The 25172-nt window shown below is 33.7% G+C and carries 21 protein-coding genes; 17 read left to right on the top strand and 4 right to left on the bottom strand.

All coding sequences use genetic code 11. The features are described from left to right. Positions 1–19 precede the first annotated feature (19 nt). The 3 genes from B0A75_RS12675 (at position 20) to B0A75_RS12665 (ending at position 5285) form a co-directional block, all read left to right on the top strand. Complete coding sequence (locus B0A75_RS12675; RefSeq protein WP_089054650.1) at positions 20–961, top strand: alpha/beta fold hydrolase; 942 nt, start codon at positions 20–22, stop codon at positions 959–961. Between the two features lie 46 nt (positions 962–1007). Beyond that, on the top strand, positions 1008–2999 hold the full coding sequence (uvrB, locus tag B0A75_RS12670) for an excinuclease ABC subunit UvrB (RefSeq protein ID WP_089054634.1): 1992 nt from the start codon (positions 1008–1010) through the stop codon (positions 2997–2999). A 102-nt stretch (positions 3000–3101) separates the two neighbouring features. Continuing rightward, complete coding sequence (locus B0A75_RS12665; protein ID WP_089054633.1) at positions 3102–5285, top strand: prolyl oligopeptidase family serine peptidase; 2184 nt, start codon at positions 3102–3104, stop codon at positions 5283–5285. A gap of 42 nt (positions 5286–5327) precedes the next feature. Here B0A75_RS12665 and B0A75_RS12660 read toward each other — a convergent pair whose 3' ends face one another. After that, positions 5328–5729 carry a helix-turn-helix domain-containing protein gene (locus tag B0A75_RS12660; RefSeq protein WP_089054632.1) on the bottom strand — a complete coding sequence of 134 codons (402 nt, stop codon included), beginning with the start codon at positions 5727–5729 and terminating at the stop codon, positions 5328–5330. A gap of 57 nt (positions 5730–5786) precedes the next feature. Here B0A75_RS12660 and B0A75_RS12655 point away from each other — a divergent pair, with 57 nt between their 5' ends. The 4 genes from B0A75_RS12655 to B0A75_RS12640 all read left to right on the top strand — a co-directional run bounded on the left by B0A75_RS12655 (position 5787) and on the right by B0A75_RS12640 (position 9255). Next, positions 5787–6584, top strand: coding sequence for an alpha/beta hydrolase (locus tag B0A75_RS12655; protein WP_089054631.1), 798 nt, complete (start codon positions 5787–5789; stop codon positions 6582–6584). 31 nt (positions 6585–6615) lie between these two features. Next, on the top strand, positions 6616–7626 hold the full coding sequence (locus tag B0A75_RS12650) for a dipeptide epimerase (RefSeq protein ID WP_089054630.1): 1011 nt from the start codon (positions 6616–6618) through the stop codon (positions 7624–7626). Positions 7627–7629: 3 nt separating this feature from the next. Next, entirely contained in the window at positions 7630–8652 is a 1023-nt protein-coding gene (locus B0A75_RS12645) for an aminotransferase class I/II-fold pyridoxal phosphate-dependent enzyme (protein ID WP_089054629.1), read from the top strand. Between the two features lie 135 nt (positions 8653–8787). Continuing rightward, positions 8788–9255 (top strand): DUF1456 family protein, encoded by a 468-nt coding sequence (locus tag B0A75_RS12640; RefSeq protein ID WP_089054628.1) that lies wholly within the window; start codon positions 8788–8790, stop codon positions 9253–9255. A 169-nt stretch (positions 9256–9424) separates the two neighbouring features. Here B0A75_RS12640 and B0A75_RS12635 read toward each other — a convergent pair whose 3' ends face one another. Then, positions 9425–10132 (bottom strand): LytR/AlgR family response regulator transcription factor, encoded by a 708-nt coding sequence (locus B0A75_RS12635; protein WP_089054627.1) that lies wholly within the window; start codon positions 10130–10132, stop codon positions 9425–9427. Between the two features lie 3 nt (positions 10133–10135). After that, on the bottom strand, positions 10136–11176 hold the full coding sequence (locus B0A75_RS12630; RefSeq protein ID WP_089054626.1) for a sensor histidine kinase: 1041 nt from the start codon (positions 11174–11176) through the stop codon (positions 10136–10138). 222 nt (positions 11177–11398) lie between these two features. Here B0A75_RS12630 and B0A75_RS12625 point away from each other — a divergent pair, with 222 nt between their 5' ends. Then, a complete protein-coding gene (locus tag B0A75_RS12625; protein ID WP_089054625.1) occupies positions 11399–12196 on the top strand; it encodes a DUF5694 domain-containing protein in 798 nt (265 codons plus the stop codon). Between the two features lie 209 nt (positions 12197–12405). Here the strand turns inward: B0A75_RS12625 and sucC are convergent, their stop codons facing one another. Further along, on the bottom strand, positions 12406–13599 hold the full coding sequence (gene sucC / locus B0A75_RS12620) for an ADP-forming succinate--CoA ligase subunit beta (RefSeq protein WP_089054649.1): 1194 nt from the start codon (positions 13597–13599) through the stop codon (positions 12406–12408). Between the two features lie 415 nt (positions 13600–14014). Here sucC and gltB point away from each other — a divergent pair, with 415 nt between their 5' ends. From gltB to B0A75_RS12575, 9 genes are all read left to right on the top strand, one after another. After that, positions 14015–18529, top strand: a complete 4515-nt coding sequence (gltB, locus tag B0A75_RS12615) for a glutamate synthase large subunit (RefSeq protein ID WP_089054648.1) — start codon at positions 14015–14017, stop codon at positions 18527–18529. A 95-nt stretch (positions 18530–18624) separates the two neighbouring features. Next, positions 18625–20079: a glutamate synthase subunit beta gene (locus B0A75_RS12610; protein ID WP_089054624.1), complete on the top strand. Its 1455-nt coding sequence runs from the start codon at positions 18625–18627 to the stop codon at positions 20077–20079. A gap of 553 nt (positions 20080–20632) precedes the next feature. Further along, positions 20633–21856, top strand: a complete 1224-nt coding sequence (lysA, locus tag B0A75_RS12605; RefSeq protein WP_089054623.1) for a diaminopimelate decarboxylase — start codon at positions 20633–20635, stop codon at positions 21854–21856. A 285-nt stretch (positions 21857–22141) separates the two neighbouring features. Then, a complete protein-coding gene (locus tag B0A75_RS12600) occupies positions 22142–22423 on the top strand; it encodes a GIY-YIG nuclease family protein (protein WP_244284392.1) in 282 nt (93 codons plus the stop codon). A gap of 177 nt (positions 22424–22600) precedes the next feature. Further along, positions 22601–22999 carry a helix-turn-helix domain-containing protein gene (locus B0A75_RS12595; RefSeq protein ID WP_089054622.1) on the top strand — a complete coding sequence of 133 codons (399 nt, stop codon included), beginning with the start codon at positions 22601–22603 and terminating at the stop codon, positions 22997–22999. A 93-nt stretch (positions 23000–23092) separates the two neighbouring features. Next, positions 23093–23734: a hypothetical protein gene (locus tag B0A75_RS12590; protein ID WP_089054621.1), complete on the top strand. Its 642-nt coding sequence runs from the start codon at positions 23093–23095 to the stop codon at positions 23732–23734. A gap of 62 nt (positions 23735–23796) precedes the next feature. Continuing rightward, on the top strand, positions 23797–24246 hold the full coding sequence (locus B0A75_RS12585) for a hypothetical protein (protein WP_089054620.1): 450 nt from the start codon (positions 23797–23799) through the stop codon (positions 24244–24246). Positions 24247–24304: 58 nt separating this feature from the next. Then, positions 24305–24667, top strand: a complete 363-nt coding sequence (locus tag B0A75_RS12580; protein ID WP_089054619.1) for a hypothetical protein — start codon at positions 24305–24307, stop codon at positions 24665–24667. After that, positions 24664–25044: a VOC family protein gene (locus B0A75_RS12575; RefSeq protein ID WP_089054618.1), complete on the top strand. Its 381-nt coding sequence runs from the start codon at positions 24664–24666 to the stop codon at positions 25042–25044. Before B0A75_RS12580 ends, B0A75_RS12575 begins: the two co-directional genes overlap by 4 nt. The last annotated feature ends 128 nt before the right edge of the window (positions 25045–25172 follow it).

Raw genomic sequence — 25172 nt, 5'->3', positions numbered from 1 at the left:
TAAATTGAATTTTATTGCAATGCAAAAATTATACTTCAGATTAGTCCTAATATTATTAGTAATTACAAGTTGCTCATCAATTAAAGAAGCAAAATTTAATGATTATATATTCGAAACCAAAAGCGAAAAAAAGACATATTTAAGTGCGTACGACAAAGCATTAAAACTTTGGAATATTCCGTATACAGAAGAAAATGTAAAAACAAGCTTTGGAACGGCGCACGTGATTATTGCGGGACCAAAAAACGGAAAAAGCTTGGTTTTACTTCACGGAATGGACGCAACCTCAACCATGTGGTATCCTAACATTAAAGCTTTAGCAAAAAATCATAGAATTTATGCGATCGATTTTTTGATGGAACCCGGAAAATCAACTTTAACAGCAAAACCGCTTTCTTCAAAAGAAATTGTGATTTGGTACAATGAAATTTTCAGTTTCTATAAATTAAAACAATTCGATATTATTGGAGCATCAAGAGGCGGTTGGATCGCCGCATTATTAGCTTCTGAAAAAACAAATTCTATTGATAAAATAGTTCTATTAAGTCCTGCACAGACTTTTAAATTCATAGATAAAGTTAGAAAAACAAGTTCTGCATTGCTGTTGAAGCTTTTCCCAAGTGAAAAAAAATTCAGTAAAACGCTAGAAACATTCTCAACGCATCCTGAAAACATAAACCCTGTTTACAAAAGGCAGTTTTATTTGGCAAACAAATATGCAAAATCAAATTCCAGTATGCTTAAAATGCGCCCGTTTTCAGATGAAGAATTACAATCAATTACAAATCCAGTATTGGTATTAATTGGAGATCATGACGTTATCAACTCTGAAGAAAGTCTGACAAGAGCACAAAAATTTTTAATAAACTGCAAAACTCAAACTATTAAAGATGCGGGGCATTTTTTAACCATTGACCAAGCGAAAATTACAAATGACGCGGTCATTAATTTTTTAGAATAGAATTCAAACTTTGTATCTTTACAAAACTAATCTTCATCCACAAAAAATGAATTTCCAAGTAACTTCAGATTATAGTCCAAAAGGAGATCAACCTCAAGCAATTCAAAAATTATCGCAAGGTATAGTCGACGGCGAAAAATATCAAACTTTATTAGGAGTTACAGGATCTGGTAAAACATTTACAGTAGCCAATGTTATTCAAGAAGTACAGCGTCCAACGCTGGTTTTAGCGCATAATAAAACTTTGGCGGCACAATTATATTCAGAGTTCAAACAATTTTTTCCAAATAATGCGGTTGAGTATTTCGTTTCTTATTACGACTATTATCAGCCTGAGGCTTTTATGCCAGTTACAGGGGTTTTTATTGAAAAAGATCTATCTATCAATGAAGAACTCGAAAAAATGCGTTTAAGCACCACTTCTTCTTTACTTTCAGGAAGACGTGATGTTTTAGTTGTAGCTTCAGTTTCCTGTTTGTATGGTATTGGAAATCCTGTAGAATTTCAAAAAAACGTAATCGAAATAACTCGAGATCAAGTTATTTCGAGAACTAAATTACTGCATAGTCTGGTACAAAGTTTATACGCTAGAACCGAAGCCGATTTTAATCCGGGAACTTTTAGAATTAAAGGAGATACTGTTGAAGTTTATCCCAGTTATGCTGATGATGCGTATCGAATTCACTTTTTTGGAGATGAAATTGAAGAAATTGAAGCTTTTGATCCTAAAACCTCGCAGGTTATAGAAAAGTTTAAAAGATTAACGATCTATCCTGCCAACATGTTTGTGACTTCTCCTGAAGTTCTACAAGGAGCAATCTGGGAAATTCAACAAGATTTGGTAAAACAAGTTGATTATTTCAAAGAAATTGGAAAACATTTAGAAGCCAAACGTCTTGAAGAAAGAACCAATTTTGATTTAGAAATGATTCGCGAATTAGGATACTGTTCTGGAATTGAAAATTATTCGCGTTATCTTGACGGACGTGAAGCCGGAACAAGACCTTTCTGTTTACTAGACTATTTTCCAAGTGATTATTTAATGGTTGTTGATGAAAGCCACGTAACAGTTTCGCAAGTTCACGCCATGTACGGAGGCGACCGCAGCCGAAAAGAAAATTTGGTTGAATATGGTTTTAGACTACCTGCCGCAATGGACAATAGACCTTTGAAATTTGAAGAATTTGAAGCTATGCAGAATCAGGTTATTTACGTTTCGGCAACTCCTGCAGATTATGAATTGCAAAAATCTGATGGAATTTATGTAGAGCAAATTATTCGTCCGACAGGATTATTAGATCCGATTATTGAAGTAAGACCAAGTTTAAATCAGATCGATGATTTGATCGAAGAAATACAAGTTCGATGTGAACTGGACGAAAGAGTTCTGGTAACTACCTTGACGAAAAGAATGGCCGAAGAATTAGCCAAATATTTAACTAAAGTAAATATTAGATGCCGTTACATTCATTCTGATGTTGATACTTTAGAACGAATCGAAATCATGCAGGATTTACGAAAAGGTATTTTTGATGTCTTAATTGGAGTTAACCTGCTTCGTGAAGGTTTAGATTTACCCGAAGTTTCTCTTGTTGCCATTCTTGATGCTGATAAAGAAGGTTTTTTACGTAACCATAGATCTTTAACGCAGACTATTGGTCGCGCAGCCAGAAACTTAAATGGAAAAGCGATTATGTATGCTGATAAAATTACCGCAAGCATGCAAAGAACAATAGACGAAACTAACTATCGAAGAACTAAACAGATTAACTACAATACAGAGCACGGTATTACACCTCAGGCATTAAACAAAAAAATAGACAGCGCTTTTACAAAAAATCCTTTGGTAGAATACGAATTAGGACATACGTTACCTGCTGCCGCTGAACCTGAGACAGCTTATTTATCTAAGTCTGAGTTAGAAAAAATGATTCGAGAAAAAAGAAAATCAATGGAAAAAGCAGCAAAAGAGTTAGACTTTATGCAAGCTGCCAAACTGCGTGATGATATTAAAAAACTACAAGATCAATTAGCCTAAAAAAACACAATAACCTAATTATCAATTATTTAAAATATTTTCATACATTTACTCGTCCATAATCTATCTGGAATTTTTTCTTACTTCAAAACTAGATAAATTATGAATACTAAATTTATTCTTACTACTGCAGCACTTTGCGGCTCAGTAGTATCAAATTTCGGGCAGATTAAACCACAGCCCGCCCCAGAAAAAATCGTCGTAGATGAATATTTCGGTGAAAAGATAGAAGATCCCTATCGCTATCTTGAAAATCTAAATGATCCGAATGTGGTTACTTGGATGAAAGCTAATGCTGATTATGCACGAGCCAAGTTAAATGAAGTTCCAGAACGTCAAAATCTCTTTAAAAAACTAAAAGAACTTGATGCAAGAAAAGAAAGCACTATCTCTGAATTACAAATTACTGAGAACGATCATTATTTCTATCTAAAACGAAATACCAACGAGGAAAATGGTAAACTATATCAGAGAATTGGCTACAAAGGAACAGAAAAACTGCTTTTTGATCCAGAAACTTATAAAAAAACAGCGGGAGTAAATTACAATATAAGCTCTATAACGCCCAATGAAAAAGGAGATAAAGTAGCTGTAGAAATTGCTCCAAGCGGTTCTGAAAGTGCAGAATTACTTATTGTAAGCAGCGATGGAAAAGTTTATCCTGAAGTGTTCGACAGATGCTGGTTTAGTACTCCTTCTTGGATGCCTGACGGAAATTCATTTACATACGGAAGATTAAACTCTGCAAATGTTACCGATCCAAACAGATTATTAAACTCTAAAGTATATTATCATAAATTAGGCGAAGACCCAAATAAAGATGTAGAATTTTTGTCGAGTGCAACTAATCCAGAACTTAATATAGGAGCTGAAGAATTTCCCTTGAACCTCTATCATAAAAATTCGAATAAAAACTATGGCTTAGTTCTTACTGTAGACAATCGAATTAAGTTGTACGATACTGATTTAAAAGACAATTTTAAACCCACAAAATGGACAAATCTAGTTGATAAAAAAGATGAAGTAACGAATTACAATGTTGACAAAGAGTTTATTTATTACTTGACTTATAAAAATGCTTCTAATTATAAAATTATCAAAGTCCCTATTTCAGACCCAAACATAGAAAAAGCAGAAACAGTTATTCCCGAGCCAAAAAATGGAAATATTACCAATTTTACACTTACAAAAGATGGTTTATATTATTCCCTTACTGAAAATGGCGTGCAGGCAAAAGTATTTTTCTTAGCAAAAGGAAAAAAGGAACCTATCGAATTAAAATTACCTTTTCAAGCAGGTTCAGCTTCATTTTTAACTGTAAATGAAAATAAAAGCGATATTTGGATAACACTATCAGGCTGGACTTCTCCCACAAAACGCTATTTGTATAATCCATCATCAAATACATTTACTTTTCAGCCCATGACAAAACCTATTGAATATCCTGAATTCAAAGATATTGTCTCTAAAGAAATTATGGTTCCCTCCCATGATGGCACTTTGGTTCCTGTTTCGATTATTTATAATAAAAACACGAAACTAAATGGAGATAATCCAGTTCTAATGGTAGGATATGGTGCTTACGGAATCTCTATGGAACCAAGATTTAGTGCAGGTTTTGCATTACCTTATTGCACTTATGGAGGCATCTATGTTGTTGCACATGTTAGAGGCGGCGGAGAATTAGGAGAAACTTGGCATAAAGCAGGTTTTAAAACAACTAAACCTAATACATGGAAAGATTTAATTGCGGTTACTGAATATTTAATTAAAGAAAAATATTCTTCGCCAAAAAGAATCGCTATTTGGAGCGCAAGTGCTGGCGGTATATTAATTGGAAGAGCAATTACAGAACGACCTGATTTGTTTGCCGCTGCCATTCCCGAAGTAGGAGCATTTAATACAATCCGCTCAGAACTATCACCAAATGGTCCAGGCAATATTCCTGAATTTGGAACTGTAAAAGACAAAACAGAATTCAAAGCGCTGCTAGAAATGGATTCGTTTCATCATATTAAAAAAGGAACTGCATATCCAGCAACATTAATAACAGCAGGAATGAATGATCCGCGTGTAATTGCTTGGGAACCGGCAAAATTTGCAGCTTCACTTCAAAATGCAAATACTTCCAGAAATCCTATACTTTTTTTAACTGATTTTGAATCTGGTCACGGAATGGGCGACAGTGCAACAAAAAGCATAGAAAAAAATAGTGACTTAATTAGTTTTGCCTATACTCATACTGGACATCCTAAATTTCAGCCTTCAAAAAAAATAAAACCGTAGTAAAAAATTAAAACGATATATTTTGTATTTCCATCTATTGACTTAATTGTGCTGTTCCTGAAATACTTTGAGCAGCACTTTTGGGTCAATTAAAGCATTTGGTGCTTTTTCCATAAGATCCAAAACACGTTTTACAGCACCCGGATTTAATCCCATTTCAATTGCAATCTGCTGAATTGCTTTTGCTTCTTTTTCGTGCAAAATACCGTCACAATGCATAATCAGTGCCAATCTGTAAAATTGCTGAATACGCTGAAATTCAGATTTAATTACTTTAGCAGTATATTCTTGATGAAATAAATCCTGAAAAAGAGCACGATCAACATTCAGTTCCTGCGCAACCAGCCACAAAAATTCCAGCTCGCGTTTATGCAATTGACCATCAACTGTCGAGAAAGCAATCATTTCTAAAAGTAAACTTCTCTTTTCTTCTTCGGTATTCATCAAATTTGTTATTTTTAGCTAAAATATTATATTTAAATCTAAAACACAAAAGAACTGATGATTAGAGGGGTTTTCTTTTTTATTTTTCTCTGTTTTGCAATTGGAAATGCTCAAGAAAGCACCGCTTCAAAAAACGTATCAACTTTTACAATTGAAGCTCCTCAACTCAAAACCACAAAAAAAATATGGATTTATTTACCCGAAGGCTATTTGGCTTCAGCTAAAAAATACAATGTTATTTATATGCATGATGCTCAAAATTTGTTTGATGCCAAAACTTCTTTTTCTGGCGAATGGAATGTTGATGAAAAATTAGACAGCCTTAAAGCTCCAGTAATTGTAGTTGGTATTGAACATGGCAATGAAAAACGCATTGATGAATTAACACCCTATAAAAATGAAAAATACGGCGGCGGAATGGCTGACGATTACCTTGATTTTATTGTAAAAACTTTAAAACCTTACATCGACACGCATTATCGAACTAAAACTAAAGCAAAAAATACTACTATAATGGGAAGTTCACTTGGCGGTTTAGTTTCTTATTATGCTATTCTTAAATATCCTGAAGTTTTTGGCAAGGCGGGTGTTTTTTCCCCGTCATTTTGGTTTTCAAATGATATTTATACTTTAACGGAACAGACGCCAAAAAATAAAACGCAAATTTATTTTCTCTGCGGAGATAAAGAAAGCGACGATATGGTAAGCGATTTAAATAAAATGGAACGTTTATTAGACAAAAACCGCTGCTATTGCCTGCATCTTACTAAAACAAAGATTGTAAAAGGCGGCGAACACAACGAAAAACTATGGAAAGACGGCTTTACAAAAGCGGTTCTTTGGCTTGGTTATTGAGCAAAATACAGACAAAAAAACAGCATAAAATATGAAACTAATTTTAAAAGAATATAACCTAAAGCTAAAACATACTTTTACTATTTCTAGAGAATCTATTGATTTTCAGCCTTCATTAATTGTCGAACTGCAAAGCGATGGTTTTTCGGGCTTTGGAGAAGCTACTTCAAACCCATATTACAAAACTACAGTTCCAATGATGATGGAAGATTTAGAAAAAATCAGAACCATTATTGAAAGCACTGAAAATGAAACTCCCGAAGTATTTTGGTCAAAAATTCATCCGTATTTAAAAGATGATATGTTTGCACTTTGCGCTTTAGACTTGGCTTATAATGATTTATATGCACGTAAAAAAGGCAAAAAATTGTATGAATTATGGAACTACACCACCGAAAGAAACCCAATGACAGATTATACAATCGGGATTGCTTCTATTGAAAAAATGGTTTCAAAAATGCAGGAGCTTCCGTGGCCGATCTATAAAATTAAATTGGGAACTAAAGAAGATATTGCAATTGTAAAAGAACTTAGAAAACATACGAATGCTGTTTTTAGAATTGATGCGAATTGTGGCTGGGGAGTCGAAGAAACGATCAACAATGCTATAGAACTAAAAAAACTAGGCGTTGAGTTTTTAGAGCAGCCTATGAAAGCTGATAATTGGGAAGCACATAGAGAAGTTTTCAAGCATTCTGTTTTACCTATTATTGCTGACGAAAGTTGTATTATTGAAGAAGACGTTGCTAAATGTTTCAATCATTTTCACGGTGTAAATGTAAAATTGGTAAAATGCGGCGGATTAACCCCTGGAAAACGCATGATTGAAGAAGCTAAAAAACTAGGATTGAGAACTATGGTGGGCTGTATGACCGAATCTACTGTGGGTATTTCTGCAATCGCTCATTTACTGCCTCAACTTGATTATGTTGATATGGATGGTGCACTACTTTTAGCAGAAGATATTGCAACTGGCGTAACTATAAAAGATGGTGTTGTAAGTTATTCTAATCTAAACGGAACTGGTGTTACACTACTTTAAAAAATGAAAGTCGAAAAATTTCCCGATCGAGTTATTGAAATTGACCAAGAACAGTATTTGTATTTTGGCGGAACTGCTTATTTAGGACTTCCAACCAATAAAGCTTTTCAGAATCTGGTCGTTAAGAATATTTTAAACTGGGGAACTACTTACGGCAGTTCGCGAACTGCTAACATCAAATTAAGAGCTTATGATGAAGGTGAAAACTTTTTAGCTTCTCATATTGGTTCAGAAAGTGCAGTTACTGTTTCTTCTGGAATGCTGGCAGGAAAATTAGTTTTAGAAAAGATAAAAAAAGAAATAGATTGTTTTTTTCATTTGAATGATACACATAATGCAATCCGAATCGAAAACAGCATTCCGTTATTTGTAAATAATCAATTAAACGAACGTTTATTAGATTCAAAGTGGGAGAAAATAGCGATTCTTACTGATGGAGTTCCTTCGTTTGAAACAAAACCCGTTGATTTATCTTTCTTAAAGCAAATTCCAAATCATAAAGAAATTACATTGCTTATTGACGAATCTCATTCATTGGGAATTGTCGGTGAAAATGGTTCTGGAATTTATTCTTCAATTGACTTTTCTATTAAAAGGAAAATAATGGTTTCGTCTTTAGGAAAAGCGTTTGGATTGACTGGCGGTGTTATTGCATCTGATTTAAAATTTATCAATGAAATAAAGGAGTTAGAAACTTTTACCAGTGCAGCTGGAATGAACCCTGCATTTGTGCAAACACTTTCTGATGCTTCTGAAATTTATAAAACGCAGCATCAAAAATTACTAGACAATTTAAGTTATATCAATTCGATTTTAATCAAAAATAACAATATTCTATTTGATAAAAACTATCCTTTGATTTATGTGTTATCAAATGAATTAGTAGAAAAACTAAAACAAGAAAAAATAATTATCGCCAGTTTTAAATACACCAAAGAAGCGGAACCATTAAATCGCATAGTAGTTACCGCAAACCATTTAAAAGAAGATTTGGATAAGTTAATTCAGGTCTTAAATCATAAATAAAAAAGTTTGCCGTGAATTACACAAATTTTCACGAATTAAAATTTTAAATAAATTTGTGAAAATTTGTGTAATTCGCGGCGAAAAAAAATACTCCAAATCTTTGCTATTAAAACGTACCTTTGTAAAAAATAAACAATGACAAATAACGATATACTTAAAAAACTTCGCGTGGCTTTGATGCTCCGTGATGACCAAATAGTTGAAATTTTAGAATTGGTAGATTTTAGAATTTCAAAATCAGAATTAGGTGCTTTTTTTAGAGCCGAAGATCATCCAAACTATATGGAATGCGGCGATCAGGTTTTGCGTAATTTCTTAAACGGATTGGTAATTCATTTGAGAGGAACTAAAGAAAATCCGAAAAACCCAACGGATGTTTTAGCAAAACATAAATCTGAAATTCCAAAGAAAGAAACTTCTAAAGAAAGACCCGAATTTAAAGCCTCTCCAAAAGATTCAGAAAAATATAGAGGTGATCAAAATTCACCAAAGTCGGGTTCATCAGCTGGAAAGCCTAAAAAGAAAGCATTTCCTAAAGGAAATGGAAAACCATCTGTTGTAGAAAAAGTGGTTTTCAAAAACGGCAATAAGAAAAAATCGTAATTGAGGATTTAACCACAATCCCGATAGCTATCAGGAGCTAGGATTCTTACTTAAAAGACTAAATATAAACGCAAAGTTCGCAAAGTTATATAGATAAAGCTTTGCGAACTTTGCGTTTGTATTCTCGATCCTAAGTAAAAAATCTTTGCGTGCTTTGCGGTTTAAAAATCTATATTTTATTCTCTTCTATTTTATCAAAAAAAGCATCTTTAAAAGTAGCACCAATTGGTAATTCTTTTCCGTTTACAAAAACAGAAAAATTATCAGTAGATTCAATGTGCTGTAAAGAAATCGCATGTGATTTATGAATCTGAATAAAATCATTTTCAGGAAGTGATTCTATTACATTTTTTAATGACGAATGCGTAATAATCTGCTGTTTCGAAGTATGAATACAAACGTAATTCTGCAGACTTTCTACATACAAAATATCGTTTAGAAAAATCTTCTGGAATTTATTCTTTCCATCTGTTTTGATGAATAGAAAATCAGGCGTATTATTCTGACTTGAAACAATCGTTTTTGATTCCGTATTCAGCTTTGAAACTGCTTGATAAAAACGTTCAAACGAAATGGGTTTTAATAAATAATCAACCGCATTCAATTCAAAACCTTCCAAGGCAAAATCAGGATATGCCGTTGTAAAAATAACTTTTATCTCTTTTGAAATAATCTTAGAAATCTGTAAACCTGTTAATTGCGGCATTTGAATATCTAAAAAAATAACATCAACTGCTTGTGTATTTATAAATTCTAAAGCCTTTAATGAATCATTAAAAACTCCCGTTTTTTCAAGAAAATTAACTTTCCCAATATAATTCTCCAGAATACGAGTTGCCGGCGGTTCATCGTCAACAATAATACATTTAAAAGCCATAAATTATTTTTTAAGTGGTATTTTTAAGTAGGTTTTAAAGGTATTATTTTCTTCGGTTTTTTCAAGTACAAATTTACCTTTATACATATACTCAAATCTTTTGGTTAAGTTATCAAAACCAATTCCAGTCGAAGAATAATTCTCGCCTTCAACAATATAATTAAATGTTGAAATCTCTAAAAAATCCTCTTTTATTTTAATCAAAATAACTGCTTTTTCCTGTTCACTATTAAATTTTCCGTGTTTAAAAACATTCTCCACAAAATGAATCAAAGCTGACGAAAGAATTCTTTCATTCGAATAATTTCCTTCAATAGAAAAATCCAGATACAATTGATCTTCAAATCGTTTTTTCTGTAAATGAATGTAGTTCTGAATAAATTGAATTTCTTTTGAAAGTACTGCCTCATCTTTATCAGTTTCAGTAATAACATAGCGCAGTAAATCGGAAAGCACTAAAACATCCGAAGCCATTTCATCATCTTTTAAAACCAACTGACTGTAAAAAGAATTCAGCGTATTAAACAAAAAATGAGGACTCACCTGAGCTTTCAACATTTGAAATTGAGCTTTTTTATTCTCTAAAAGTAATTCTTGATTTTGCTGCTGTGCGCTCTGAAACTGCCAAAACAAATAACTCAGCGCGCTAAAAATAACAGCAGGTAATCCAAAAAAGAAATTATCACGAATATAAAAACTCCATTCTAAATCGCCAACATGATAGTTATGCACTCCAATAATATTAAACATTATTACTTCTTGAAAAACATATCTGACTCCAGCAAAAAGGGTTAACGAAAATGGAATGCTTAAAAAATAAAAAAGAATTTTCTTTCTATTCAAAAACCAATCACAAACCATATAAAAATTGACTATATAAACTACAAAAACAGAAAGAAAAAAAGTCGATGTAATCCAAAAGTAAAGCTTGGTTCGCTCGACCATTATTATTTTATTATTAATTCCATAATCCCAAAGACAGTAGGTTAAAAACAATCCAAGAAAAAGAATAATGTGGTAGTAAAAAGGAATTTTAAGTTTCATAAATATCAGTTATAAGTTCAAAAATACAATTATGACTTTAAATCCAAATGGTATTTATATGAAACCCTATTTTTTTAATGATGAACCATGAAAAATAGTATACCAACATTTTGAAAACAAAATATAGACAGTTGGTCAAGTGAAACTAAGTGTTCATCAAAACCGAAAAAAAAGCCTGGAATCTGCCCCTACATTTGCAATGAATTTAAACACAAAATCATCATGAAAAAAATCATCTTATTACTAGCACTTATTACATTTAACCTATCATCTGCGCAAACAAAAAAGAAACAAATCCTGCTAATTGGAACTTTTCATTTTGCAAATCCAGGAAATGATGTTGCCAAAATAAAAACATTTAATGTTATGTCTGAAAAAAGTCAAAAAGAGCTTGAAACCATGAGCGACAAAATCAAGAAATTTGGCCCAGATAAAATTTTTGTTGAATGGAGATTCACCAAACAAGCTGAATTAGATAAGTTTTACAATAAAAACACTGATAGTCTTTTCAAAAAAGATGCAAACGAAATTACGCAATTGGCACTTCGCACGGCGAAAAAACTAAATCACAAAAAATTATACGCAATTGATTATCGCACTCCTTTTCCTTACGATAGTTTAATGATGAGTATGGAAAAAGCGGATCAAAAGGATTTGATGGAGAAGACTAAAAACATGATGGCACAATATCAGAAAGAACAAAATGAGAGAATTTCAAAAAGCACTTTAACAGAACTTATGCTTTATTTCAACGAAAAAGAAACGGACAAAGATAACTTACAATGGTACTTAGAAGTAGCAAACAGAACTGGAAAACCAGATGATTTTACAGGCGCCTCTTTAGTGACAAATTGGTACAAACGAAACTTATATATGTATTCTTTAATCCAAAAACTAACTGAAAGCAAAGATGATAAAATAATGGTTCTAGTTGGCGGCGGCCATGCTGCGATGTTCAGACAGCTTATTGAAAATGACCCAACGTTTGAACTTGTAGACTTATCGACTGTTTTGAAATAGTTATTTTAACCGCAAAGCACACAAAGATTTTTTAAGTATAATACTCTTCATAAACGCAAAGTTCGCAAAGCTTATCTCCATATAGCTTTGCGAACTTTACGTTTGTATTCACAATCCTTAGCAAAAAAACTTTGCGTGCTTTGCGGTTAAATAAAAAAATCCATTCCGAAGTGGAATGGATTTTCTATATAATTTGATTTCTTATTTAATTAAGAAAGAGCAGCTTTAACTTGGTCAGCAGCTTCTTGGAATTGAACAGCTGATAAGATTGGCATACCTGAATTGTCAATTAATTCTTTTGCAATTTCAGCATTTGTTCCTTGCAAACGAACAATGATTGGCACATTGATAGCGTCACCCATGTTTTTGTAAGCATCAACAACACCTTGAGCAACACGGTCACAACGAACGATACCTCCGAAGATGTTAATTAAGATAGCTTTTACGTTTGGATCTTTCAAGATAATTCTGAAAGCTGTTTCAACACGTTTTGCATCAGCAGTTCCACCAACGTCAAGGAAGTTAGCAGGCTCAAAACCAGCGTATTTAATTAAATCCATAGTTGCCATTGCAAGACCAGCTCCGTTTACCATACATCCTACAGTACCGTCAAGGTCAACATAGTTTAGACCAACTTCTTTAGCTTCAACTTCGATTGGATTCTCCTCACGGATATCTCTCATTTCAGCATACTTAGGTTGTCTGTATAAAGCGTTATCATCAATGTTAACTTTAGCATCAACAGCTAAAATTTTGTTGTCAGATGTTTTTAAAACTGGGTTAATTTCAAACATTGAAGCATCAGAACCAATGTAAGCATTGTATAATGCATCGATGAATTTAACCATTTCTTTGAAAGCATTTCCAGAAAGACCTAAGTTAAAGGCAATTCTTCTTGCTTGGAAACCTTGTAATCCAACAGATGGATCGATTTCTTCAGTAAAGATTAAGTGTGGAGTGTGCTCAGCAACTTCTTCGATATCCATTCCACCTTCAGTAGAATACATAATCATGTTACGACCTGTACCTCTATTCAATAAAACAGAAACATAAAATTCAGAAGTTTCGCTTTCACCTGGATAGTAAACATCTTCAGCAACTAAAACTTTGTTTACTTTTTTACCTTCAGCAGATGTCTGAGGCGTAATTAATTGCATTCCGATGATTTGTCCAGCGATTTCTTCAACTTGTTGCAAGTTTTTAGCCAACTTAACTCCACCACCTTTTCCACGACCACCTGCGTGAATTTGTGCTTTAATAACATGCCATCCTGTACCAGTTTCGGCAGTTAATTGTTTTGCAGCAGCTACAGCTTCAACCGCATTGTTAGCCACAATTCCGCGTTGAATGCGTACTCCGTAACTTGCTAAAATTTCTTTTCCTTGATATTCGTGTATGTTCATAATATAGAATTTGTCTGGTTCTGAATTTATTTCAGAATAAAAGTGCGACAAAAGTAGCAAAATTCAACTTAATAGTAAAATCTTTTTCAATTAAAAAACACCTCAAATAGGTATTATAGGATTATTCTTTTTCAAAGCAAACAAATCGTTACCGAAACACTTTGTTAATGTTAACTTAAAATCACTATATCGTTTGAGATTTAACAAAAAATTCACCGAATTCAGTAGCTCAACGACGATTTTTCTTAATATATTTTAAAGTGCATTGTCATTTTATCATTTCGCAATGGTCAATATAACATTATTATCAATTAAGAAGCGTTTTTCTATTATTACAACAAAAATGTAAGTCAATTTATAATTTCAATACATTATGTTTAACGAAATCTTTATTTTTGCAGAAAAAATATCAAGAATGAAAGTTAAAGAACAAGGGCTTTATTTGCCTGAATTTGAACACGACAATTGTGGTGCAGGATTTATTTGTAATTTGAATGGTATTAAATCAAACGATATTATTCACAAAGCATTAGACATCTTAATTAAATTGGAACATCGTGGTGCCGTTAGTTCTGATGGAAGAACTGGAGACGGAGCAGGGATTTTGTTTGATATCCCTCATGATTTTTTTAAGAAAGTATGTGACTTTGAAATCCCAGAAGCGCGTGAGTATGCAGTAGGAATGGTTTTTTTACCAAAAAGCAAAAACCAAGTTTCTTTTTGTATTAATGCATTTGAAGCAACTATCAAAGATCAAAACTTAAAAGTTTTAGGTTGGAGAGATGTGCCAGTTGACGTTGAAAATTTAGGGCAGATTGCCGCAGAAAAAGAACCAACAGTTAAACAAGTTTTCGTTTCTAAAAACGGACAGGATTTAACTGAACAAGAATTTAATGCAAAACTTTTTGCAGCTAGAAAAATTGCTGAACATGCCGTAAGAGGATCTAAAACTTCTGAAAGCCACATGTTTTATTTTACTAGTTTATCGACAACTACTATCATATATAAAGGTTTATTGATGCCGGAAGACATCAGCCGTTATTATATAGATTTGAAAGACCCGGACTTGGTGACGCGTTTAGCACTTGTACACCAACGTTTCTCAACAAATACATTCCCTTCTTGGGACTTAGCGCAGCCGTTTAGATACATGTGTCATAATGGTGAGATCAATACACTTCGTGGAAATGTAAGCCGCATGCGTGCTCGTGAAGAGCTTATGCAGAGCAAAGTTTTTGGCGATGATATCAAAAAATTATTCCCAATTATCTTAGAAGGAAAATCAGATTCTGCTTCTATGGATATGGTGGTTGAACTTTTATTAATGACGGGTCGTTCGCTTCCAGAGGCAATGATGATGGTAGTTCCTGAAGCTTGGGAAAAACACCAAACCATGTCTCCAGAAAAAAGAGCTTTCTATGAATACAACGCTTGTATTATGGAACCTTGGGATGGTCCTGCTTCTATTCCGTTTACAGATGGAAACGTAATTGGTGCTTTACTAGACAGAAACGGATTGCGTCCTTCTCGTTATACATTAACACACAGTGGTTTCGTAATCATGTCATCAGAAATTGGTGTACTAGATATCGATCCAGAAGATGTAATTCAGCATGGACGTCTTGAACCAGGAAAAATGTTCTTGGTTGACATGAACGAAGGTCGTATTATTGAAGACGAAGAAGTAAAAAAATCAATCGTTACAAAACGCCCTTACCAAGAATGGTTAGATGCTAACTTATTGCCTCTTGCTAAAGTTCCTTATACCAACAACCCTACTCCTGTTGAAAAACTAGATTTTTTAACAAGACAGCGTTTATTTGGTTACACAATTGAAGATTTAAAAACAATCATCAACCCAATGGGAGGTCAAGGAGCTGAAGCAATCAGTTCTATGGGTAACGATACACCATTAGCAGTATTGTCAGATCAGCCTCAATTGTTATACAACTATTTCAAACAATTATTTGCTCAGGTTACTAATCCGCCTTTGGATGGTATTCGTGAAGAAATTATTACTGATATTAGTTTAGCGATTGGCGGTGATTTCAATATTTTTGAAATTGAGTCAAAACAATGTAAAAAACTAAAAATTCAAAATCCAGTTATTTCTAATGAGGATTTAGATAAGATCAGAAACATTGACCACGCAGATTTCAAATCGGCTACCATTTCTACTTTATACAAAATAGAAAAAGGAGTAAATGGTTTAGAACGTGCTCTTGAAAAATGTGTTCAAGCAACTTTTAAAGCTGTTTCTGAAGGATGCAACGTTATCATTCTTTCTGATAGAGGAGTTAGCGAAGAACTAGCTCCAATTCCAATGTTATTGGCTTGTTCTTACATTCACCACTCTTTAAACATTTTACAGGTTCGCTCTAAATTCGGAATCATCATCGAATCTGCTGAACCACGCGAACCTCATCATTTTGCTTTATTGTTTGGATACGGTGCAAGCGCAATCAATCCGTACATGGTAAACGAAATCATTTACGATCAAGTTGCGCAAGGTTTCATCACTGGAGTAAAAGCAGATTACGCTGTAGTTAACTACAACAAAGCGATTGCAAAAGGAATCGTGAAAATCATGAACAAAATTGGTATCTCTACTTTACATTCGTATAGAGCTGCTCAAATTTTCGAGATTTTAGGTTTAAACAAAACATTCACCTCTAAATACTTCCCTTACACGCCATCAAGAATTGAAGGAATTGGTTTAATGGAAGTAGAAAAAGAAGTAAAAAAACGTTTCCAAAAAGCTTTCCCAAATTCAAAAGTGGCAAGTTTGCTTTCTCTTGAAATTGGAGGTATTTACAGATGGAGACGTGGTGGAGAAAAACACATGTTTAACCCAACCACTATTTCTAAATTACAACAAGCGGTTCGTTTAAACAGCCCAGAAAGTTATAAAGAATACTCAAATGCCGTTAACGAGCAAAGCTCAAACTTAATGACCATTAGAGGTTTATTTGAATTCAACAACTTAGATCCGATTTCTATTGATGAAGTAGAGCCTTGGACAGAAATTGTGAAGAAATTTAAAACGGGTGCAATGTCTTACGGATCTATCTCTAGAGAAGCACACGAGAATTTAGCGATTGCAATGAACAGAATCGGTGGAAAAAGTAACTCTGGAGAAGGTGGAGAAGATCCAAAACGTTTCCAAAAAGAAATTAACGGAGATTCTAGAAACTCTGCAATCAAACAAGTTGCGTCAGGACGTTTTGGTGTTTCGATCAACTATTTGACAAACGCTAAAGAAATCCAGATTAAAATGGCTCAAGGTGCGAAACCTGGTGAAGGTGGACAGTTACCTGGAGAAAAAGTTGTGCCTTGGATTGCTGAAACAAGAAATTCTACACCTTATGTAGGCTTAATTTCACCTCCTCCTCACCACGATATTTATTCAATTGAGGATTTATCTCAGTTAATTTACGATTTGAAAAATGCAAACCGTGAAGCGCGCGTAAACGTAAAATTAGTTTCTGAAGTTGGAGTTGGAACCATCGCTGCCGGTGTTGCCAAAGCAAAAGCTGACGTTATCTTAATTTCTGGTTACGACGGAGGAACGGGAGCTGCACCATTAACATCTTTACAGCACACAGGTATTCCATGGGAACTTGGTTTAGCTGAAGCGCAGCAGACTTTGATCTTAAATGATTTAAGAAGTCGTGTAGTTTTAGAGTGTGACGGACAGCTGAAAACAGGTCGTGATGTTGCTATCGCAGCTTTATTAGGAGCTGAAGAATTTGGTTTTGCAACTGCACCGCTTGTAGCTTCTGGATGTATCATGATGAGAGCTTGTCACTTAAATACTTGCCCGGTTGGTATTGCAACTCAGGATCCTGAATTAAGAAAAAATTTCAAAGGAACTCCAGAGCACGTAATCAACTTCATGTATTTCATTGCTGAAGAGTTAAGAGAAATCATGGCGCAGTTAGGTTTCAGAACTTTAAAAGAAATGGTAGGTCAGTCACAAAAATTAAATGTGAACAAAGCCATCAAACATTATAAAGCAAATGGTTTAGACTTGTCACCAATTCTATACAAACCGGAAAAAGCGAAAACGCAGCCAAATCACAATACAACTACTCAAGATCACCAACTTGAAAACGTATTAGATTTTGACATTATTAAAGAAGCGATTCCGTCTATTTATAGAAAAGAGAAAACAAGAGTAACCTTTAAAATTAAAAATACAGACCGTTCTGTAGGTGCGATTTTGAGTAACGAAATCTCAAAAATCTACGGCGCACAAGGATTACCTGATGACACTATTTTAGTTGATTTTGAAGGTTCTGCCGGACAAAGTTTTGGTGCTTTTGCAACAAACGGATTGTCATTTAAAATTCACGGAAACTGTAATGATTATTTAGGAAAAGGTCTTTCTGGAGGAAAATTAATTGTAAAAGTACCTCCTACTGCAACTTTTAAACCTGAAGACAATATCATTATCGGAAACGTTGCCCTTTACGGAGCTATTACCGGAGAGGCTTATATTAATGGAATGGCCGGAGAACGTTTCTGTGTGAGAAATTCTGGAGCAACAGCAGTTGTTGAAGGAATTGGAGACCACGGATGCGAATACATGACCGGTGGTACAGTAGTAGTTTTAGGAAAAACAGGAAGAAACTTCGCAGCTGGTATGAGCGGTGGTGTAGCTTATGTTTACGATCCAAATAAGAAATTCGATTCGACAGTTTGTAACATGGAAATGGTTGCATTCGATCCGTTAGAAGAAGAGGACGTTACGAAACTAAGACGATTGATCAAAAATCATTCATTGTACACAAGCAGTCCATTAGCAAAAAGAATTTTAGCAGACTGGGAAAACCAACAACAGCACTTCGTAAAAGTAATGCCAACTGATTACAAAAAAGCATTACAAAGAATTGCAGAAGAAAAACAAATAGAAGAATTAATAGCTTAATTAAAAGGTTCTGAGATACAAAGGTGCAGAGGTGCTAAGTTTTTAACTCACCTCTCACATTTTACAACTCACAACTAAATTTTATTAAAAATGTCATGGGTAAAATAGGCGGATTTAAAGAATATAACAGAGCCGACGAAAGTAATTTAGCAGTAGCAGAACGCGTTTCTAACTACAACGAATTTACTATTCCGTTAGCAAAAGATAAAGTAAAAGAACAAGGTTCAAGATGTATGGATTGTGGTATTCCTTTTTGCCACAGTGGTTGTCCGTTAGGAAATTTAATTCCGGACTTCAACGACATGGTACATCAGGAAGAATGGCAAAGTGCATTAGAGATTTTACAATCGACTAATAACTTTCCGGAATTCACAGGTCGCTTATGCCCTGCTCCATGCGAAAAAGCATGTGTATTAGGAATTATAAAAGATCCTGTATCAATCGAAAACATCGAGAAAAACATCGTTGAAATTGGTTTTGCAGAAGGTTGGATTAAACCACAAACTCCAAAAACAAGAACAGGAAAAACAGTTGCTGTTATTGGTTCAGGACCTGCGGGACTTGCAGCTGCACAGCAATTAAACAGAGCAGGACACACCGTTACCGTTTTTGAAAGAGACAATGCAATTGGAGGTTTATTACGTTACGGAATTCCGAACTTCAAATTAGAAAAAGGAATTATCGACAGACGTGTAGCGATTCTTGAAGCAGAAGGAATCACTTTCAAAACTGATGTAAATGTTGGTGTTAACTTTAGTGTAGCAGAATTAAACGCATTCGATTCTATCGTTTTATGCGGAGGAGCAACTGAAAGAAGAAGCTTGCCAACTAAAGGAATCGAAAGCAAAGGCGTTGTTCAGGCAATGGATTTCTTAACGCAACAAACTAAAGTTTTATTTGGAGAATCAATTCCAGATCAAGTTAAAGCAACTGGTAAAGATGTAATCGTTATTGGTGGTGGAGATACTGGTTCTGACTGTATCGGAACTTCAAACAGACACGGAGCAAAATCGGTAACTAACTTTGAGATTTTACCAAAACCTCCAGTTGGAAGAAGCGAGTCAACGCCTTGGCCTTTCTGGCCGTTGCAGTTAAAAACATCTTCTTCTCACGAAGAAGGCTGTGACAGAAACTGGTTAATAAACACTAAAGAATTCATTTCTAACTATAAAGGTGAATTAACTGGATTAAAAACCGTTGAAGTACAATGGAAAATGACTCCAGGTCAACGTCCTGAATTAATCGAGAAAGAAGGTTCTGAGAAAATCTGGCCTTGTGATTTAGCATTATTAGCTCTTGGATTCACAGGTCCAGAGAAAACGTTAAGCGAGCAATTAGGAATCGAAACTGATTTTAGAAGCAATTACAAAGCGCACAACTATCAGACCAATGTTCCTCACATTTTCACTGCAGGTGATATGAGAAGAGGACAATCATTAATCGTGTGGGCTATTTCAGAAGGTCGCGAAGCAGCAAGAGAGGTAGATTTGTTTCTTATGGGCTCTACCAACCTGCCTACTAAAGGAAGAGGAGATTTACCGAGCTTATAATTTTTAAGGTTCTGAGATGCTAAGGTTCTAAGATACTAAGTTTTTTTTCCTTGCATTTTATTTAATCTTTTCCGATAAACAACATAACTACTAACAAACCCTTGAATTTATATTCAGGGGTTTTGTTTTTTTTAGCCACTCCCGATAGCTATCGGGATTCACAGATTTAAAGGATTTTTTTGTTTGCCACGAATTACACGAATTTTCATTTTTTGGCTGGTTTCTATTTCAAACATAGCCCGTGGTTTCAACCACAGGAACGCAATATATGATAACGCTCAATCCGTAACGTTTCCCGTGGTTGAAACCACGGGTTATGCTTTGTCACATTTTGCGAAAAAAAATATAAATTCGTGAAAATTCGTGTAATTCGTGGCTAAAAAACTTACTATATTAGTATCCTAAAATCTTACAACCTCAGAAAAGGTTACAAAAACTCAAAATAAGCAACTTTTTGTTCAAAATTAAACAATTTGTTACAATTTGTTATTTTTCTACAATTTATTTGCTGGTAATCAAAAGTGTAATAACTTTGCTCAAAATAATTTGAAAAATGCAAGCAAAAGATTTACTGCAGTTAGCAGACCAATTTGGAAGTCCATTGTATGTTTACGATGCCGAAAAAATCCAATCTCAGTACAACAGGTTAACTAAAGCTTTCTCTAAGGTAGAAAACTTAAGAGTTAATTATGCCATGAAGGCATTGTCAAACGTTGCGATTCTTCAGTTATTAAAGAACATGGGGTCTGGCTTAGATACTGTATCAATTCAGGAAGTTCAGTTAGGACTTCATGCTGGCTATGAACCCGAAAAGATTTTCTTTACACCAAACGGCGTTTCTCTTGAAGAAATCGAAGAAGTTGCCGCAATGGGAGTACAAATCAATATCGACAATTTATCTATTTTAGAGCAATTCGGAACAAAACATCCACATATTCCAGTATGTATTCGTATCAATCCACACGTAATGGCGGGCGGAAACGCTAACATTTCAGTTGGACATATCGATAGTAAATTCGGAATTTCTGTTCACCAGATTCCGCATATTTTGCGAATTGTTGAAAACACAAAAATGCACATTGTGGGTATTCACATGCACACAGGATCTGATATTTTAGATATTGAAGTATTCTTGTATGCTGCTGAAATCTTATTTGATACCGCAAAACATTTCAAAGAATTACAATTCTTAGATTTCGGAAGCGGATTCAAAGTTCCTTACAAAAAAGACGATATCGAAACAGACATCGAAGAATTAGGTAAAAAATTATCTAAAAGATTCAACGCTTTCTGTACAGAATACGGCAGAGATTTAACGTTGATTTTCGAACCAGGAAAATTCTTGGTGAGCGAAGCAGGTCATTTCTTAGTAAAAGTAAACGTAGTAAAACAAACAACATCAACAGTTTTCGCTGGAGTTGACAGTGGTTTCAACCACTTAATTCGTCCAATGTTGTACGGATCTTCACACCATATCGAAAACATCTCAAACCCAAAAGGGAAAGAGCGTTTTTACTCAGTTGTAGGATACATTTGCGAAACAGATACTTTTGCAAACAACCGTAGAATTCAAGAAATTACTGAAGGTGACATTTTATCTTTCAGAAATGCTGGAGCATATTGTTTCTCAATGTCTTCCAACTACAATTCAAGATACAAACCAGCCGAAGTTTTATGGATGAACGGACAAGGAATCTTAATTCGCCAAGCTGAAACATTTGAAGATTTACTTAAAAATCAAATTCCGTTGCCACAAGAAATTGCTGCAACAGTTTAAAATAAAAAAAAAAGAGAATATCTATTTAATCCCGTTTCTTAATTGAGACGGGATTTTTTTGTTTCTCGCAGATTTTTCTGTTTAGTATAATTGTCAGGCTGAGCGAAGTCGAAGCCCGCACAAAGTAAGCACCCAGTTTGTCATTTCGACGGAGGAGAAATCTTCGCAAGTAGCTCCACAAAGATTAAAAACAAAATCACATAAAAAAAAAGAAAGAAAAATCTTAAAACAAATCTTATCTTTAGCATCAAAAAAATGCATCAAGAAGGCTATCACACTTACTAAATATACATACTAACCAATAAATACAAAACTGTTTTCTATACTGGAGTAACAAATAATTTAAGAATCCGCTTAAGCCAGCATAAAGAAAACAATACAAATAAAAACAAAAGTTTTACGTCAAAATATAATGCCACATACTTACTATATTTTGAAAAATTTACATGGATTCAAGACGCAATTTCCCGTGAAAAAGAAGTAAAAGACTGGCGAAGAGAAAAGAAAATTGAATTAATCAAAACTATTAATCCTGATCTTGATTTCTGGAATTACTTATTTAATTGATTTATATTTAACGTTTCTAATCTTTGTGGAGCTACTTGCGGAGATTTCTCCTTCGTCGAAATGACAAGATTGTGGATAATCGAAACTTGAAAACTGAAACTTCGAATAACAAATCACCTCAGAAAAATCATATATTTACTCTTCAATAAAATCAAAAAAATTAAATACCTTTGAAATATGAGCACAACAGCAAAACCAAAACATATCGGCAGAAACATCAGCCGAATTAGGGAACTTCGAGGTATGAAGCAGGAAATACTTGCAGAAGCTATTGGAGCAAGTCAGAAAGCAATTTCCATAATTGAATCAAATGAAACTATAGATCCCGAAAAACTTGCTCAAATTGCAAAAGCATTAGGAGTTTCGATAGAAACTATTGAAAGTTTTTCAGAAGAAAATGTATTCAATTATTTTAATAACTTTTACGATAATAGTACAGCAGGAAACGGAATTTTTAATAATCCAAACAATTGCACATTCAACCCACTTGACAAAGTTGTAGAACTTTACGAACGTTTGATTAAGGCTGAAAAAGACAAAAACGAATATTTAGAAAAATTACTAAAAGGAAAATAATTCCTCAACAATAAATTTTATGAAAGCACAAATATCTTTTTATTTTGTGCTTTTTTTGTGCACAACCAAAATTCCAATCCAAACTTTAAACCTATGAAATTAAATCTACTCACATTATTTTTTGTCTTATCAGCAAGTTTTATTTATTCTCAAAAAACAATCAAAATAATTTTAGACCCAAAAATAAAAGCGTTGGCTCTTGAAAATATAAATACAACAAACAACGGATCACAATATGCGATAGATTCGATTTATGGAACAATTTATAGAGGAAAAAACATGGTCGAAGACACTATATTTTATGATCATCTAAAAAATGATTTTACAAAAAAAGATTTTATGTGCAATCATTATTACGAAAATGACACACTTATTATTAAAGGTGGTTTTGGCAGTAGATTTCAGGTTTACGGTTTCGTTGCAAAAGTATTTCCAAATAAAACCGCAGAAATAAAATTGCGCAAATTTTGGGGTTATCCCTCTTATTTTACAAGTAGAGACCAGGTAGATGCTAAAAGCGAAATACTCGTTTATACAAGAACTTCAAAACTTGTTCTCAACAGATTACCTAACAATAAATCTGATCGTAAACATATTTATGGCTGTGTCGATTTTTTAAGCGAAGATTTTTTTATTGAAATGAAAGACAAAAAAACTGGAGAACCTTACAAAGAAAAAAACACAATGGAATACAAGATTTATTTTGACAGCAGGTATCTCAAAGATGATGAATAACACAACCATTTTACTCCTGCAGTAAAATTCAATAGAACTAAACAAATCAAACCACCAAATCCATGAAAATCACGATTTCCTTATCAATATTTTCCCTACTGCTTACAACCAATATATTCAGCCAAACCATCACAGACTTAAAACTAAAACCAAAAGAAATTCCAAAAACCTATACTTTAAGTGACGGCAATATTTGTGTAACACCGCAAGCTTGTACTTTTTACAATGATATAGAAACCTACAGCAATATTGTTGGAACTGTAAAAAGTAAAACTATTCAGAGTTTTAAAAGCAAAACAGATCGCGGTTCTATACTGTACTTTGAATTTGAACACGTTTTTAAAGGCGATCGTTTTCTGCAAGGATTATTATGGGGAAAAGACGGTCAGCCAACTAAAGAACATCCTGAAGAATATCTCGCAAAAGGAAAATTTCTAGTTATTTGGAGTTTGCATTCAGACAGTCCGCTAAAAGAAAAGTCCGAAACTAAAATAGAGACACTTTTACAATAAAATCCTAATCAAAGCTTCATTTTAAATGATTAATTTTACTCGCTAAAAAACAACAAAAATGAAACTACAAATACGAATTCTGCTTTATTCCATTTTATTCTTTTTATACCTTACCTCAACTCATTTTTTTCTATCACTTGGCGAAATATTAAAAACGGATCCTTATATAACTATGGGCTGCGGTTTTGCGGTTTTAAATTGTATTTATGCTTTTTTAGGATTAAAATGGAAACCACTGCTAAACATAATTTGTTCTATTGCCATTGCCGCATTAGCATTATTTTTAGCAGTGCAGTTTGCCAATTTACATTTGCTTTCAAATTATGATCCTTACTTAGTTAAAACAGCCATATTTACAAATGCTCTTTTATCTATTATTTTTTGGGAAATTGTGTATCAGATAAAAATTAGAAAATCATGACAAACAAATCAAATCCAGTTGTTTATTTTGAAATTCCGGTACTCGATATCGAAAGAGCAATACAATTTTATTCGGCTGTATTTAATTTTGATTTTGAACGAGATGTTATTCATGGAAACGAAATGGCTTTTTTTCCTGTTTCAGAAAACGAAAGCGGAATTTCGGGAGCATTGGCACAAGGCGAAATATACAATCCTACAATAAATGGAACGCTGATATATTTTGCAACAAATAATATCAATGAAACTTTAGATTTAGCGGTAAAAAATGGCGCCGAAATTTTATTTCCAGTAACATCAAATGGAGAATTTGGCTGGGTTGCAGAATTTAAAGACTGCGAAGGAAATCGAATTGCACTTCATATGGCGGGTAAATAAAACCGTCAAAAAATACATAAAAACTTTTATTTCTTGTAAAACAACAAACGTCCTAATCTAGTCCCGATTACTTCACTAAAGATATATTTTAATTTTTGTTCGTTGAACTTCATTTTAGCCAATATCTT

Origin of the sequence: Flavobacterium oncorhynchi (genome assembly GCF_002217355.1) — a bacterium.
In the GTDB taxonomy this organism is placed as follows: Bacteria; Bacteroidota; Bacteroidia; order Flavobacteriales; family Flavobacteriaceae; genus Flavobacterium; species Flavobacterium oncorhynchi.
Note: the sequence above shows the minus strand (reverse complement) of the source record. Positions and strands in the feature narration are given on the sequence as shown.

What these genes read in the sequence shown, in the direction of transcription:
- B0A75_RS12675 (WP_089054650.1), top strand. Translation starts at nt 20, where the DNA reads ATGCAAAAATTATACTTCAGATTAGTCCTAATATTATTAGTAATTACA.
- uvrB (WP_089054634.1), top strand. Translation starts at nt 1,008, where the DNA reads ATGAATTTCCAAGTAACTTCAGATTATAGTCCAAAAGGAGATCAACCT.
- B0A75_RS12665 (WP_089054633.1), top strand. Translation starts at nt 3,102, where the DNA reads ATGAATACTAAATTTATTCTTACTACTGCAGCACTTTGCGGCTCAGTA.
- B0A75_RS12660 (WP_089054632.1), bottom strand. Translation starts at nt 5,729, where the DNA reads ATGAATACCGAAGAAGAAAAGAGAAGTTTACTTTTAGAAATGATTGCT.
- B0A75_RS12655 (WP_089054631.1), top strand. Translation starts at nt 5,787, where the DNA reads ATGATTAGAGGGGTTTTCTTTTTTATTTTTCTCTGTTTTGCAATTGGA.
- B0A75_RS12650 (WP_089054630.1), top strand. Translation starts at nt 6,616, where the DNA reads ATGAAACTAATTTTAAAAGAATATAACCTAAAGCTAAAACATACTTTT.
- B0A75_RS12645 (WP_089054629.1), top strand. Translation starts at nt 7,630, where the DNA reads ATGAAAGTCGAAAAATTTCCCGATCGAGTTATTGAAATTGACCAAGAA.
- B0A75_RS12640 (WP_089054628.1), top strand. Translation starts at nt 8,788, where the DNA reads ATGACAAATAACGATATACTTAAAAAACTTCGCGTGGCTTTGATGCTC.
- B0A75_RS12635 (WP_089054627.1), bottom strand. Translation starts at nt 10,132, where the DNA reads ATGGCTTTTAAATGTATTATTGTTGACGATGAACCGCCGGCAACTCGT.
- B0A75_RS12630 (WP_089054626.1), bottom strand. Translation starts at nt 11,176, where the DNA reads ATGAAACTTAAAATTCCTTTTTACTACCACATTATTCTTTTTCTTGGA.
- B0A75_RS12625 (WP_089054625.1), top strand. Translation starts at nt 11,399, where the DNA reads ATGAAAAAAATCATCTTATTACTAGCACTTATTACATTTAACCTATCA.
- sucC (WP_089054649.1), bottom strand. Translation starts at nt 13,599, where the DNA reads ATGAACATACACGAATATCAAGGAAAAGAAATTTTAGCAAGTTACGGA.
- gltB (WP_089054648.1), top strand. Translation starts at nt 14,015, where the DNA reads ATGAAAGTTAAAGAACAAGGGCTTTATTTGCCTGAATTTGAACACGAC.
- B0A75_RS12610 (WP_089054624.1), top strand. Translation starts at nt 18,625, where the DNA reads ATGGGTAAAATAGGCGGATTTAAAGAATATAACAGAGCCGACGAAAGT.
- lysA (WP_089054623.1), top strand. Translation starts at nt 20,633, where the DNA reads ATGCAAGCAAAAGATTTACTGCAGTTAGCAGACCAATTTGGAAGTCCA.
- B0A75_RS12595 (WP_089054622.1), top strand. Translation starts at nt 22,601, where the DNA reads ATGAGCACAACAGCAAAACCAAAACATATCGGCAGAAACATCAGCCGA.
- B0A75_RS12590 (WP_089054621.1), top strand. Translation starts at nt 23,093, where the DNA reads ATGAAATTAAATCTACTCACATTATTTTTTGTCTTATCAGCAAGTTTT.
- B0A75_RS12585 (WP_089054620.1), top strand. Translation starts at nt 23,797, where the DNA reads ATGAAAATCACGATTTCCTTATCAATATTTTCCCTACTGCTTACAACC.
- B0A75_RS12580 (WP_089054619.1), top strand. Translation starts at nt 24,305, where the DNA reads ATGAAACTACAAATACGAATTCTGCTTTATTCCATTTTATTCTTTTTA.
- B0A75_RS12575 (WP_089054618.1), top strand. Translation starts at nt 24,664, where the DNA reads ATGACAAACAAATCAAATCCAGTTGTTTATTTTGAAATTCCGGTACTC.